We start from the raw sequence: 13,150 nt of genomic DNA on the forward strand, positions 1-13,150 counted from the left end.
GCGTGCGGGCCTGGGGCGGCGGTCAGTGGCGGGCGGGGTGGAAGACCAGCTGCTGGTCGGCCGGCGAGTAACCGCTCAGGGTCACCATGGGGCCGTGGGTCGGCAGGGACGGGTCCGGGAAGCCGGCCGGCACCGGCCGCCGGTTCTCCGGGCGCCGGTCCACCGTCGGGAACTCCACCGGGAACGGCGCGCCCCGCTCGATCTGCCCCTGGTAGAACTCCAGCCACCGGGTGTTGTCGAAGGTCACGGCGGCCACGATCCGGCCCTTGTACCCGTAGACGCCGGCGAACCGGCGCTCGGCCAGCGACCCCTGGGTGATCATCAGCTCCTCGCCCATGGGCGGCACCCCGACCGACTTGATGTTCACCCCGAACATCGAGGACCAGAAGGCGGGCATCCACAGGTGCGGGCGCCGGTCGACGCCGTGGCAGATCATGTTGTGCGCGGCGGTCTCCGCCTGGGCGACGGCGTTGCCCCAGTGCTCCAGCGACAGGAACTGGTAGCCGAAGAGCGCGTGCGGGGAGCGCGCCACGTCACCGGCCACGAAGACGTCGTCCGTGACGATGCCCCGGAAGTCGAAGGCCCGGCAGCCCGCGTCACACGCGATGCCCCGGGGCCCGGCACCCAGCCCCGACCCGGTCAACCACTCGGTGTTGCGCAGCGACCCGAGCGAGACCACGACGACGTCCGCCTCGACGGCGCTCTCGTCCGACAGGTGGACGGCCCGCACCCGGCCCGCCGAGTCGCCCTCCAGCGCGGTCACCGTCACATGGGTGCGCAGGTCCACGCCGTTCTCGGTCTGCAGGTCGGCCGCGACCGCGCCGACGACCCCGCCGAGCGCCCCCACCAGCGGCGCCCCCGCCCGCTCCGCCACGGTGACCGGCAGCCCCATCCCGCGGCACGCCGACGCCACCTCCGAACCGGCGAACCCGGCGCCGATGACGAACACCCGGCGCGGCCCCGCCTTCAGCCGCCGGTACAGATCGGCCGCGTCCTCCCGGGTGCGCAGCAGGCAGACGCCGTCCAGCCGGGCCTCCTCCTGCTTCGGCCAGGGCCGGGCGCGCACACCGGTGGTGATGAGCAGCCGGTCGTACTCCACCTCGTCCCCGTCGGCCAGCCGTACCCGCTTGGCCGTCAGGTCCAGGCCGGTCGCCGCGACGCCCAGGCGCCACTTGGCGTCGAGGTCCCTGTGGCGGGGCAGCTCGGTGTGGTGCGGGGACGCCATGCCCAGCAGCACGGACTTGGACAGCGGCGGCCGGTCGTACGGCTCGTACGGCTCGTCCCCGACCAGGGTCAGTTCACCGGTGAAGCCCTCGGCGCGCAGCGTCTCGGCGGCCCGCAGGCCGGCCAGCGAGGCGCCGACGATCACGATCCGGCCCTCGCGCCTGAGCCACTCCACGTAGTCAGCGGCCATCGGACGCCTCCCGGACCCCGGCCGCGCGGTCAGCTCCCTCGGCGGTGATGGCCTGCACCGGGCAGGCGGCGACGGCCCGCGCCACCCGTTCCCGCTGGGCGTCGTCCGCGCGCGGGTTGTAGATCAGCGACTCCTCGCCGTGCAGGGCGAAGACGTCCGGCGCGAGGAACACGCACTGCGCGTATCCCTGACACTTGTTGAGATCGACGACGAGCCTCATCGACGCTCCGCCCTTCCGCTGGCCAGGTCCGGTCGCCCGCGCGGACGGTTCCGGACGGCGGTCGTCCCCCGTCCGCCAGCATGCGAGGCGGGGCGGGGCGTCCGCGCGCCGGGCACGCCGATCGAGTGAGGGCGGCCGGCGGCCTACGCCTCGTCCGGCCGGGGCCGGGGCCCCCGGTCCGCCCCGAGGATGTGCAGGCTCAGCAGCAGTGACCAGGCGGGGAAGACGAGTTCCGCCCAGGGCACGTTCGAGGAGACGAAGAGCAGGATCAGGGCGGTGAGGAACCCCAGGGTCGTCAGCCAGTGCGGCAGGACCCCGAGGCGGCGGCCGATGACCGACATGGAGGACACGAAGACGGCCGCCATCCGTGTGGCGTACTCCGTCATCAGCGTGTAACTGAGGTGGCGGCCGAAGTCCCAGGCGGCCGGCAGCGGCGGCAGGCCGGGCTCGTGGTTCACCGCGAGGGTGGCGTCCGCCGCGGCGGCGGCACCGAACATCGTCGCGAGGAAGACCAGTCCGCTGCCGAGGAAGACGGAGGAGAGGAACTTGTCCTCGGCCGCGCCGACGTGCGAGCGGATCACACCGACGAACCAGAGGAAGAAGATGCCGGCGAACGGCACCAGCGCGAGGGCCGCACGCAGCGCGTCGCCCCGCACGGAGTCCGTGAACGCCCGCCCGGTGCCAGCTTCGGCACCTTCCGGGAGCCCCAGCCTGACCAGCGTCATCGCCGCCGCCAGGAGCAGCGCGAAGACCACGCCGGCCAGCCCGGCGGCCCGCGGTGCCCGAAGTGCCCGCTGCCCCGGCCACTGCTCCTGCATGCCCGGCCCGCCTTCCGTGTCGGCCCCCGGCACCAGCTAGCCTCCCGCACCCCGCCTCCGCCACCGGGAGACGGCCGTACGGCCGAGGGAACGCGCCGGCACCGGGTACGCCACCGGCCGGGCGGGCCGGACCACCGGCGAGGCGGGCCGATCACCTCCGAGGTGACCGGCCCGGAAGGGGGGCGCCGGGCGGTCAGAGCCGGGAGAGCTCGTCCACCAGGTCGTCCAGGCCCAGCGAGCCCTGTGACAGCGCCGCCATGTGCCAGGCCTTCAGGTCGAACGCGTCACCGTGCCGCTCGCGCGCCTTCTCCCGGCCCAGCAGCCAGGCCCGCTCGCCGAGCTTGTAACCGATCGCCTGGCCCGGGATCGTCAGGTACCGGGTCAGCTCGCTCTCCACGTAGTCCGCCGGCCGGCTGCTGTGCCGGCCGAAGAACTCCTCGGCCAGCTCCGGCGTCCACCGCTCACCGGGGTGGAACGGCGAGTCCGCCGGGATCGGCAGCTCCAGGTGCATGCCGATGTCCACGATCACCCGGGCCGCCCGCATCATCTGCGCGTCCAGGTAGCCGAGCCGCTCCTCGGGATCCGTGAGGTAGCCCAGCTCGTCCATCAGCCGCTCGGCGTACAGCGCCCAGCCCTCCGCGTTGGCGCTGACCCCGCCGATCGTCGCCTGGTAGCGGGAGAGGTTCTCCGCCACGTGCGCCCACTGCGCGAGCTGGAGGTGGTGGCCGGGCACGCCCTCGTGGTACCAGGTCGAGACGAGGTCGTAGACCGGGAAGCGGGTCAGGCCCATGGTGGGCAGCCAGGTGCGGCCGGGCCGGGAGAAGTCCTCCGAGGGCGGCGTGTAGTAGGGGGCCGCCGCGCCGCCGGGCGGGGCGATGCACGACTCCACCCTGCGCACCCGCTCGGCGAGTTCGAAGTGCGTGCCGTCCAGCTCCTCCATCGCCTTGTCCATCAGGCCCTGGAGCCACTCCCGGACCTCGTCGACGCCCTCGATGTGCCGGCCGTGCTCGTCCAGGTGCGCGAGCGCCACCCACGGCGTCCCGGCGCCGGGCAGGATCCTCTCCGCCTCCTTGCGCATCTCGCCGAGGATGCGGTGGAACTCCGCCCAGCCGTAGGCGTACGCCTCGTCCAGGTCCAGGTCCGTGCCGTTGAAGTAGCGGGCCCAGCGTGCGTACCGCTCCCGGCCGACCACCTCCGGGGCGCCCTCGATCGCCGGCGCGTACACGTCCCGCAGCCAGTCCCGCAGCTCCACCAGGGCGCCGGTCGCCGCCCGCGCCGCCTCGTCCAGCTCCGCGCGCAGCGCCTCGGGGCCGGCGGCGGCGAAGTCCTCGTACCAGCCGCGGCCCGTGCCGTCCGTGTCCGTCCACTCGGTGAGCTGGCCGATGTGGGTCGCGGTCGGCCGGGGCGCGGCGAACAGCTTGCGTTCCAGGCCGAGTTCGAGCGACTCCCGGTAGCCCGCGAGCGCGCCCGGCACCGCGCGCAGCCGCTCGGCGATCGCCGCCCAGTCCTCCTCGGTCTCGGCCGGGGTGACCGTGAAGATCTCCCGGACCGCGTGGCCGGGCGTGTCCAGGTTGCCGATCCGGCGCAGGTGCTCCTGGGCGTCGTGGACGGCGAGTTCGGCGGTCAGCCGCTCCCGCAGCAGCCGGGCGCAGCGCCGCTCCACGTCACTGTCCGCACCGGGCCGCCGCTCGGCCTCGTCCAGCTTCGCGAGCGTGGCCCGCGCCAGCTCCGCCAGGGCCTCCTGACCGGCCGGCGAGTAGTCGGGCAGCCTGCTCGAACTCTCCTTCACACCGAGGTACGTACCGGTGACCGGGTCGAGGGCGATGAGGTCGTCGACGTAGGCGTCGGCGACCTGACGGGGAAGCGGGCTCTGGGTCTCAGACATGCGGCCCATCCTCGTACGGCGGGGATCTCCGCGTCACCCGGGATTCGCGGGATTCAGCTCTGGGCGTGGCCGGGCGGCAGCAGCGGCCCGCACTCCCACTGCTGGAAGATCAGCCGGGTCTCCACTCGGGCCACCTCGCGCCGCGCCGTGAACTCGTCCAGCACCAGCCGCTGGAGATCGGCCATGTCCGCGACCGCCACGTGGACGAGGTAGTCGTCCGGCCCGGTCAGGTGGAACACCGACCGCGCCTCCGGCAGCGCCCGGATCCGCTCCACGAACGGTCCCACCAGCTCCCGCCGGTGCGGCCGCACCTGCACCGACAGCAGCGCCTGGAGGCCGCGCCCGAGCTTGGCCGGGTCGAGCCGCAGCCGGTGGCCGAGGATCACGCCCGAGCGGCGCAGCCGGGTCACCCGGTCCAGACAGGTCGACGGCGCCACGCCCACCTGCGCGGCGAGGTCGCGGTAGGTGGTCCGGGCGTCGTTCTGCAACAACCGCAGCAGATGCAGATCGACCGGATCCAGTACGACGGATTCGGCCATGGGCCGAACGTAGCACGGTGTTCGATTCCGGTGAACCGTTCGATGTTCACCCTTCCGCCCATGGACACATCGAGCACCGGTGCCTACGACGACGTACGCACCGCACCGAGAGCCCTGGCCACCGAGGCCGTGCACGCCGGCCGCGACGACCTCGCCCGCCAGGGTCTGCATGCCCCGCCGATCGACCTGTCCACCACCTACCCCTCCTACGACAGCCGCGCCGAGGCCGCCCGCATCGACGCCTTCGCCGCCGACGGCGCCGACCCGGTCGGACCGCCGGTCTACGGCCGCCTCGGCAACCCGACCGTCGCCCGCTTCGAGACCGCCCTCGCCCGCCTGGAGGGCACCGAGTCCGCGGTCGCCTTCGCCAGCGGCATGGCGGCGCTCAGCGCGGTCCTGCTCGCCCGGTCCGCCATGGGCCTGCGCCATGTCGTGGCGGTACGGCCCCTGTACGGGTGCAGCGACCATCTGCTGACCGCCGGGCTGCTCGGCACCGAGGTCACCTGGACCGACCCGGCCGGCATCACCGAGGCGCTGCGCCCGGACACCGGGCTGGTGATGGTCGAGTCCCCGGCCAATCCGACCCTCGCCGAACTCGACCTGCGGGGCATCGCGCACGCCTGCGGCTCGGTGCCGCTGCTCGCCGACAACACCTTCGCCACGCCCGTGCTCCAGCGCCCGGCCGAGCAGGGCGCCCGGCTGGTGCTGCACAGCGCCACCAAGTACCTCGGGGGACACGGCGACGTGCTGGCCGGGGTGGTCGCCTGTGACGAGGAGTTCGCGGGCCGGCTGCGGCAGATACGGTTCGCCACCGGGGGAGTCCTGCATCCGCTCGCCGGCTATCTGCTGCTGCGCGGGCTGTCCACGCTCCCCGTGCGGGTGCGGGCCGCCTCCGCGAACGCCGCCGAGCTGGCCCGCCGGCTCGCCGCCGATCCGCGCGTGGCCCGGGTCCGCTACCCGAGGCTCGGCGGCGCGATGATCGCCTTCGAGGTGCACGACGACCCGCACGAGGTGATCTCCCGGGTCCGGCTCGTCACGCCCGCGGTGAGCCTGGGCAGCGTCGACACGCTCATCCAGCACCCCGCGTCCATCAGCCACCGCATCGTCGACGCCGAGGACCGGCGCGGGGCCGGGGTGAGCGACCGGCTGCTGCGGCTGTCGGTGGGCCTGGAGGACGTGGACGACCTGTGGGCCGACCTGGACCAGGCGCTGGGTGCTCCACGCGCGCGGCGGGTGACGGCGCTCCAGGAGGCGGTGCGCTGAGGCGGACGGTGCCGTCCCCGTACGGTCCGGCACCGCCGACCCTGCCGGGCGGCGGCGCCGTGTCCGCGCTCCCCGGGGCCGGTGTTCAGCCGAGGTGCGGCGGCTGGGGGCCGGCTGCGGTGGCGGCCGGTGCGGCGTCCAGCCGGGCCGTGATCACCAGCGTGCCCTCCTCGACCTGGTAGTCCAGCGGCAGGCCGAGCCCGCGCATCGCGGCCACCATGCCCGTGTTGGACGCCTTGGTCACCGCGTACACGCTCTCGCAGCCGGCCTCCGCCGCCAGCGCCACCAGCCGGCCGAGCAGTTCGCCGCCGATGCCGCGCTGCTGCCACTCGTCCTCGACCAGCAGCGCGACCTCGGTCTCGTCGCCGTCCCACAGCAGGTGCCCGAGGCCGACGATCCGCCCGGAGGCGGTCTGCGCGGCCAGGGTGCGGCCGTAGCGGGGGCTGAGCAGGTGGTTCAGGTAGCGGTCCGCGTCGCCGACCGGGCCGTGGTAGCGCAGGCCGAGGGTGTGCGGCGAGCACCGGTCGTGCATCGCCCGGGCCGCGGCCAGGTCCCCGGTGTCGACCCGGCGCACGGTGATGTCGTTGCCCTCGGGCAGGGTCAGTACGTCCTCGCCGTCGGGGATGCGGGGGCCGAGCCGGCTGTCCAGCTCCACCAGCGCCCGGGCGCGAGCGAACTCGGTGGGGGTGAACGGCAGGTACGGCCGCTCCACGGTGAGCACACCGCCCTCGGGTGCCGGCAGCCGCATCACGGTGTCCTCCAGGACCCCCTCGGCCGGCACCGGCTGCGGACCGCGGCCGCCGCCGGCCGGCCTGCCGGGCAGCGAGCGGATCGTGCAGCGGCCCAGCAACTGACGCAGTGCGAGAGGCAGTTCGGCGGTGTCGACGGCGGTGCGGGCGGCCAGGCCGAGCACCCGGGTGGGCACGTCGACCAGGTCGTGGGCGTCGGCCCGCTCGATCCAGGTGCCCGTGCCGCCGGCCAGCGCGACCGCCCGGGTGATCTCGGCCGCCGGGAGCGCGCCCGGCGCCCGCAGCAGGAAGTCGTCCGCCGTGCCGTCGGCCAGCGGGTGCGTCTGCAGGCTCAGGATGTCCACCCGGTGTCCGGCGAGCGCCGTGCACAGGGCGGCCAGCGAGCCCGGTTCGTCCTTCACGGTCGTCCGCATCCGCCACAGCGTGCCGCCGATCCCGTAGGCGGCGGGCTGCTCGGAGGGCCCGGCCGGCCGCGTCTCCGCGGCCGGCCGGGCACCGGTATCGCTCACCGGCGGCGCGTGTCCGTGGCGGCGTGACCACCACACGTGGAACACCGCCGTCGCGGCCAGCACGAGCGCCGAGACCACCAGCAGGGCCGGGCCGTCGGGCCCGTGTCCGACCAGGTTCGCCCCCGCGTCCGCGACGGCCACCGCCGTGAAGAGCGCGGCGAGTTCGACGACCTCGCGCCGCCAGTGGTGCACGGGCCGCCCGTGCCTGGCCCGGGTCACATCAGGAATGTCTGGAGTCATGCAGCCACTGTGGACGAAAGGTGTTGCGTGATCACGAACTGATTGTGACCGATGGGTAAAGCATGCTCCGTCCCATTTGTTGGATTTTCTACGGCCGACCGCCCGCCCTCTTCCCGCGCGGGCCCTACTGACCGACCCGGCCCGGCCGCAGCGTCCGCGTGAACAGCACGGTGCCGTCCTGCTCCCGCAGCCGTACCGTCAGCTCCCCGCTGTCCCCGTCGATGTCGACCTCGCCGAAGAACTGGTAGCCGCCCGCGGGCGAGACGTTCGACGCGGCCGGCGCCTTCACGAACACCCGCTCCGGTCCGAAGGTGCCGTCCAGCGCACTGGCCGGGAAGGCGCCGGCGTTCAGCGGCCCGGAGACGAACTCCCAGAACGGCTCGAAGTCGGTGAACGCGGCCCGGGAGGGGTGGTAGTGCTGCGCGGACGTGTGGTGCACGTCCGCCGTCAGCCACAGCGTGCCGGTGATCCGCCGGTGCTTGACGAACCGCAGCAGCTCGGCGATCTGCAGCTCGCGGCCGAGCGGGGCGCCCGGGTCGCCCTGGGCCACGGCCTCGAAGTTCGGCTCGTTCTCCACCGGGTCCGGTACGACGAGACCGAGCGGCATGTCGGCGGCGATCACCTTCCACACCGCACGCGACCGGGCCAGCTCCCGCTTGAGCCACTCCAGCTGCTCCCGGCCGAGGATGCCCTGCGGGTCCACGGTCTGGTCGTCCGGCGAGTTGGCGTTGCGGTACGTCCGCATGTCCAGCACGAACACGTCCAGCAGCGGGCCCTGGCGCAGCACCCGGTAGACGCGGCCCTCCCTCGCGCCGGGCCGCAGCGTGGACACGGGGAAGTACTCGGCGAACGCCCGCCGGGCGCGCGCGGCGAGCACGTCGATGCTCTTCTCGGTGTAGCGGGTGTCGGTGGAGGCGATCACCTCGCCCGGGTACCAGTTGTTGCGCACCTCGTGGTCGTCCCACTGGATGACCGAGGGCACCTGGGCGTTGAACCGACGCAGGTTCTCGTCGAGCAGGTTGTAGCGGAAGTTGCCCCGGTACTCGGCGAGCGTCTCGGCGACCTTCGCCTTCTCCTCGGTGGTGACGTTCCGCCAGGTGCCCCCGCCGGGCAGCGCCTGGGTGGCCGGGATGGGGCCGTCGGCGTAGATGTTGTCGCCGCTGCACAGGAAGAAGTCCGGGTCCAGCTTCGCCATCGCGTCGTAGATGCGGTAACCGCCCCGGTCCGGGTTGATGCCCCAGCCCTGTCCGGCCAGGTCGCCCGACCACAGGAACCGCACGCCGTCCCGGCGGCGCCGGGACACGGTACGGAAGGTGCCGGTCACGGGCTCGCCGGTGCGGCGCGGGTCCTCCGGGTCGGCGAGCAGCACCCGGTAGTGGATCTGCTCGCCGGAGGGCAGGCCGTGCAGCCGGGTGGTGCCGGTGAAGTCCGTGCCGGGGCCGAGCAGCGGGCCGTGCCACCGGCGCGGATCGCGGAACGACTCGGTGGCGGAGGTCTCCACGATCATCCGGGCCGGCCGGTCCGCGCGTACCCACACCAGGCCGGAGTCGGCGGTCACGTCGCCGCTCTGCACGCCCCAGCCCGCCCCGGGGCGTCCGGAGCGGGCGAACGCCGGGGCCGCGCCGAGGCCCGTGGGCAGGGTCAGGGCCGCCGACGCGGCGAGGGAGCCGCGCAGCACGCCGCGGCGACCGGGGAGCGGACGGTGGGACATGGCTACGCCTCCAGGGACGGGATCCGGCCAGTGTGCACAGCCACATCTACGGGGGCGGCGCGGCGCGCACGCGAACCCGAGGTGAACTCCCGCCGGTTCCCGGGCGGTCGGGCGGTGCTCAGCGGCTGCCGTCCAGGATGACCCGCGCGACCAGCGCCGGGTCGTCGTTCATCGGGCAGTGGCCGCAGCCGGGCAGCCGCACCAGCCGGGCGTGCGGTATGAGCTGCTTGGCGCGGACGCCCTGGCGGCGCATGAGGATCCGGTCCCGGCTGCCCCAGGCCACCGTGACCGGCAGGCCCGCCAGCTCGTCGCTGAACCGGACGGCGGAGCCCGCCCGCAGGGTCGCCTCGAAGCCGGTGGCCCCGACGAGCGCGAGCGTCTCGGCGACCACCGCCTCCGGTGAACGGCGCCCGGGACGGGCGTAGATGGTGCTGGTCAGCGCGGTACGGCCGGCCGCCGTGCGGGCCAGCCGCTCCACCAGCGGCAGCGGCAGCCGCTGGGCGATGCCCCGCATCGCGAGCAGCACCGTGAACGCGTACCGCCGCTCGGCCTCGGTCCAGAAACCGGCGGGGGAAAGGGCGGTGACGGACCGTACGAGCTTCTCCCGGCCCAGCTCCAGCGCGAGCAGACCGCCCAGCGAGTTGCCGGCGACGTGCGGGCGGTCCAGCTCCAGCGCCTCGAACAGGGCGCCCAGCACGGAGTTCGTGGTGGGCAGGTCGTAGGCCAGGCCGGCCGGCAGCCCCGGGGAGGCGCCGAAACCGGGCAGGTCGACGGCGATCACCTCGCGTTCGGTGGCCAGGATGTCCACGACCGGGTCCCAGGCCTGCCGGTGGTGTCCGATGCCGTGCAGCAGGACCAGCGGTTCGCCGCGGCCCACGCGCGCGTAGGACACGGTCACGTCGCCGGGGCCGTGCGGGGCGGGGACCTTGAAGGAGACGGTGGCGGACATGGGGTGCTCCTCGTCTGGGGCTGCTGACGGACGCCGTAGACAGCTTGTCAGCAATTACTACCGGCCGGTAGCCCCCGGATGCCGCCTGCCCGGCCCTCAACGCGCCCGCCGCACCTCGATGTTGAAGTCGGCGTGCCCGAAGCCGCGGGACAGGGCCAGCCACAGCGGCAGGTACATCTCCACCGCCCGCGCCGACCCGATGCCGCCCAGGTCCAGCACCCGCCCGGCCGGCCAGCCGAACTCCACGAGCAGCCCCGTCACCCGCTCCTTGGCCCGGGCGTCCGCCCCGCACACGAACACGTGGTGCTCGCCCGGCACCCGCCCCGGATCCACCATCACCCGGCAGTCGACGGTGTTCAGCGTCTTCACCACGCGCGTGTGCGGGAACGCCCGCTGGATCCGCTCGGCCACACTGTCGGACTCCACCGGGTCCAGCCGCGGCTGCCCGCCCTCGAAGGCCAGCGGATTGGTGACGTCCACCAGCACCTTGCCCTCCAGGTGCTCGGCACCCGCCGCCCGCAGCGCGTCCAGCGCCACCCGGCCGCTCACCGCGTTGACGACCACCTCGCCCGCCTCCGCCGCGTCCGCGAACGTCCCCGCGTGGGCCCGGCCGGCCGCGGCCGTCGCCCACTCCACCGCCACCGGATTGTCGCGGGTGCGGGAACCGAGGGTCACCTCGTGGCCCAGCTCCAGCAGCCGGCCGGCCAGGGTACGGCCCACCTCGCCCGTGCCCAGTACCGCGTACCGCATCGCCCACCTCACGGTCACCGGCCGCCGCCCGCCGACGGTCCGCCGTCATTGTGATCCGCACCGCTCCCGACGCCGGGCATTCCGGCTGGACAGCGAAAGACGTGTCGGCTGGGATGGGCCCGTGACCGCCGACCTCGCCACCGACGTCTTCGAACAGCACCGGCCCCTGCTCATGGGGGTCGCCTACCGCATGCTCGGCCGGGTCGCCGACGCCGAGGACGTGGTCCAGGATGCCTGGCTGCGCTGGTACCAGGCCGACCGCACCGACGTCCGCGAACCACGCGCCTACCTCGTGCGCATCACCACCCGGCTGGCCATCGACCGGCTGCGCCAGGTGCAGTCCCGCGGCGAGGCGTACGTCGGGCAGTGGCTGCCGGAGCCGTATCCCACCGAGTTCGCCGACACCGCGCCGGACTCCGCGGACCGCGCCGTGCTCGCCGACACGGTCTCCCTGGCCGTCCTCGTCGTCCTGGAGTCGCTGTCCCCGCTGGAGCGCGCGGTGTTCGTGCTCCGCGAGGCCTTCGGCTACCCCTTCGCCGAGATCGCCACCATGCTCGACCGGGCCGAGCCGGCGGTACGGCAGCTCGCCGGCCGGGCCCGCCGGCACGTGGCCGAAGGGCGCCCCCGGTACGAGGTCGACCCCGCCCGGCGCCGCGACTTGACCGAGCGCTTCCTCGCCGCCGCGGCCGGGGGCGACCTGGAGGGCCTGCTGTCCCTGCTCGCGCCGGACGTCCGCCTGGTCGGCGACAGCGGCGGCAAGGCCAAGGCGCCGCTGCGCGTCCTGCACACCGCCGACAAGGTCGGCCGCTTCCTCGTCGGCGCCGCGCGCTCCGGCAGGGCGGACCTGTCCTTCCGCCCCGTGGAGGTCAACGGCGGCCCCGCCCTGCTGATCCTGTCCGGCGACAAGCCCGACAGCCTGTTCCAGGTGGACATCGCCGACGGCCGGATCACCGCCGTCTACATCATGCGCAACCCGGACAAGCTCCGGCACCTGGCCGACCGCTGAACCCACCGCTGTACCCACCGCTCCACCCGCGAAGCCCCCGTCGTGCGACGGGGGCTTTGCCGTGATGTCACACGGCGTGCCGCGTACGAACGCCTCATGAACGCTCCGCGGCAGTCCGGCCACGCGTTGCGCGCCGGGCCGAGGATTGGTCTTGACCAAGGGTGACGGCCGCCCTATCGTCGCAGAGAAGTGCAACAACCTTTAATAAACAAGGGCGCTAAAAACCGCCGGACCACGGCTCTTGCGGAGGACAGGGTGGGGACCACGCAGCTGGAAACGGTGCCGGAACCGAAGTACTGGCATCTCAAGACCGTGCTCACCGAGGCACTCGACTCCGAGTTCTCGGTCGGCGAGATCCTGCCGAACGAACGCGACCTCGCCGCACGCTTCGGCGTGGCCCGGGCCACGCTCCGCCAGGCCCTCGAACAGCTGGAGCTGGAGGGCCGGCTGCAACGCCGCCGCGGCGTCGGCACGACCGTCGCGCCGCCGCGCGTGGGCGTCGCCGTCGGCACCGAGCAGCACGCCTGGCCCGGCGCCGCCGGAGACGCCTGGCAGCCCGTCGACAGCGACCTGGCGGCGCCGCCCGCCGCTGTCGCCGCCGCCCTGGAGACCGGCGCGGACGAGGCCGTCCACACCGTCCGCCGCACCCGTATGTCCCACGGCCAGCAGGTCGCCACCGAACTGCTCTACATCCCGGCGGTCTCCGTGCCCGGCCTCACCGCGATCGACACCCCGTCCGGCGCGGCACGCGCGCGTGCGGTGCTGCGCGAGCTGCAGCACCTGCCGCTGGAGGGCGAGGAGCGCGCCGTCGAGCTGGGCTCCGCACGCGCGGACGACGCCAAGGAGCTCGACCGCCTCCCCGGCTCACCCGTCCTCGTCGTCACCACCCGTTTCCTCGTCCAGGGGCGCACCGCCGCACTGTCGGTGGCGACCTACCGGGCCGACACCTGCCGGCTGACCTTCGGAGAGTCGGCGGACGTGGAGATACACCACGACCCTCGGCAGCGGGCCTCCTGAACCGTGAGGCAGCCCGCACCCGGGGCCCTTCAGGGCCCCGGACGGGCCAACTCCCCTGACGGAGCGGGGCCGCACCGCGT

General features: G+C 74.1%; 12 protein-coding genes. 3 read left to right on the top strand and 9 right to left on the bottom strand.

What is annotated here, in order from left to right:
* Positions 1-22: 22 nt before the first annotated feature.
* From IG05_RS0106140 to IG05_RS0106160, 5 genes are all read right to left on the bottom strand, one after another.
* Positions 23-1,414, bottom strand: coding sequence for an NAD(P)/FAD-dependent oxidoreductase (locus tag IG05_RS0106140; RefSeq protein WP_030339884.1), 1,392 nt, complete (start codon positions 1,412-1,414; stop codon positions 23-25).
* Positions 1,404-1,634, bottom strand: coding sequence for a ferredoxin (locus IG05_RS0106145; protein WP_030339886.1), 231 nt, complete (start codon positions 1,632-1,634; stop codon positions 1,404-1,406). The genes IG05_RS0106140 and IG05_RS0106145 overlap by 11 nt, the downstream gene beginning before the upstream one ends.
* 143 nt (positions 1,635-1,777) lie before the next feature.
* Positions 1,778-2,452 (bottom strand): hypothetical protein, encoded by a 675-nt coding sequence (locus tag IG05_RS0106150; protein WP_030339888.1) that lies wholly within the window; start codon positions 2,450-2,452, stop codon positions 1,778-1,780.
* Positions 2,453-2,645: 193 nt separating this feature from the next.
* Positions 2,646-4,337: a DUF885 domain-containing protein gene (locus tag IG05_RS0106155; protein ID WP_030339890.1), complete on the bottom strand. Its 1,692-nt coding sequence runs from the start codon at positions 4,335-4,337 to the stop codon at positions 2,646-2,648.
* A 53-nt stretch (positions 4,338-4,390) separates the two neighbouring features.
* Positions 4,391-4,876, bottom strand: coding sequence for an Lrp/AsnC family transcriptional regulator (locus IG05_RS0106160; protein ID WP_030339892.1), 486 nt, complete (start codon positions 4,874-4,876; stop codon positions 4,391-4,393).
* Between the two features lie 60 nt (positions 4,877-4,936).
* On the opposite strand from IG05_RS0106160, the gene IG05_RS0106165 reads away from it, so the two are divergent.
* Complete coding sequence (locus IG05_RS0106165; RefSeq protein ID WP_030339894.1) at positions 4,937-6,139, top strand: trans-sulfuration enzyme family protein; 1,203 nt, start codon at positions 4,937-4,939, stop codon at positions 6,137-6,139.
* Between the two features lie 85 nt (positions 6,140-6,224).
* Here the strand turns inward: IG05_RS0106165 and IG05_RS0106170 are convergent, their stop codons facing one another.
* The 4 genes from IG05_RS0106170 to IG05_RS0106185 all read right to left on the bottom strand — a co-directional run bounded on the left by IG05_RS0106170 (position 6,225) and on the right by IG05_RS0106185 (position 11,047).
* Complete coding sequence (locus tag IG05_RS0106170; protein WP_199808256.1) at positions 6,225-7,637, bottom strand: GNAT family N-acetyltransferase; 1,413 nt, start codon at positions 7,635-7,637, stop codon at positions 6,225-6,227.
* A 124-nt stretch (positions 7,638-7,761) separates the two neighbouring features.
* Positions 7,762-9,348 carry an alkaline phosphatase D family protein gene (locus tag IG05_RS0106175; RefSeq protein ID WP_030339898.1) on the bottom strand — a complete coding sequence of 529 codons (1,587 nt, stop codon included), beginning with the start codon at positions 9,346-9,348 and terminating at the stop codon, positions 7,762-7,764.
* 118 nt (positions 9,349-9,466) lie between these two features.
* On the bottom strand, positions 9,467-10,297 hold the full coding sequence (locus IG05_RS0106180) for an alpha/beta fold hydrolase (RefSeq protein WP_030339900.1): 831 nt from the start codon (positions 10,295-10,297) through the stop codon (positions 9,467-9,469).
* Positions 10,298-10,393: 96 nt separating this feature from the next.
* Entirely contained in the window at positions 10,394-11,047 is a 654-nt protein-coding gene (locus IG05_RS0106185; protein ID WP_030339902.1) for an NADPH-dependent F420 reductase, read from the bottom strand.
* A gap of 121 nt (positions 11,048-11,168) precedes the next feature.
* Here IG05_RS0106185 and IG05_RS0106190 point away from each other — a divergent pair, with 121 nt between their 5' ends.
* Complete coding sequence (locus IG05_RS0106190; protein WP_030339904.1) at positions 11,169-12,053, top strand: RNA polymerase sigma-70 factor; 885 nt, start codon at positions 11,169-11,171, stop codon at positions 12,051-12,053.
* A gap of 255 nt (positions 12,054-12,308) precedes the next feature.
* Complete coding sequence (locus tag IG05_RS0106195) at positions 12,309-13,070, top strand: GntR family transcriptional regulator (RefSeq protein WP_030339906.1); 762 nt, start codon at positions 12,309-12,311, stop codon at positions 13,068-13,070.
* Positions 13,071-13,150: the final 80 nt, after the last annotated feature.

This window comes from Streptomyces sp. NRRL S-1022, assembly GCF_000720135.1.
Lineage (GTDB): Bacteria > Actinomycetota > Actinomycetes > Streptomycetales > Streptomycetaceae > Streptomyces.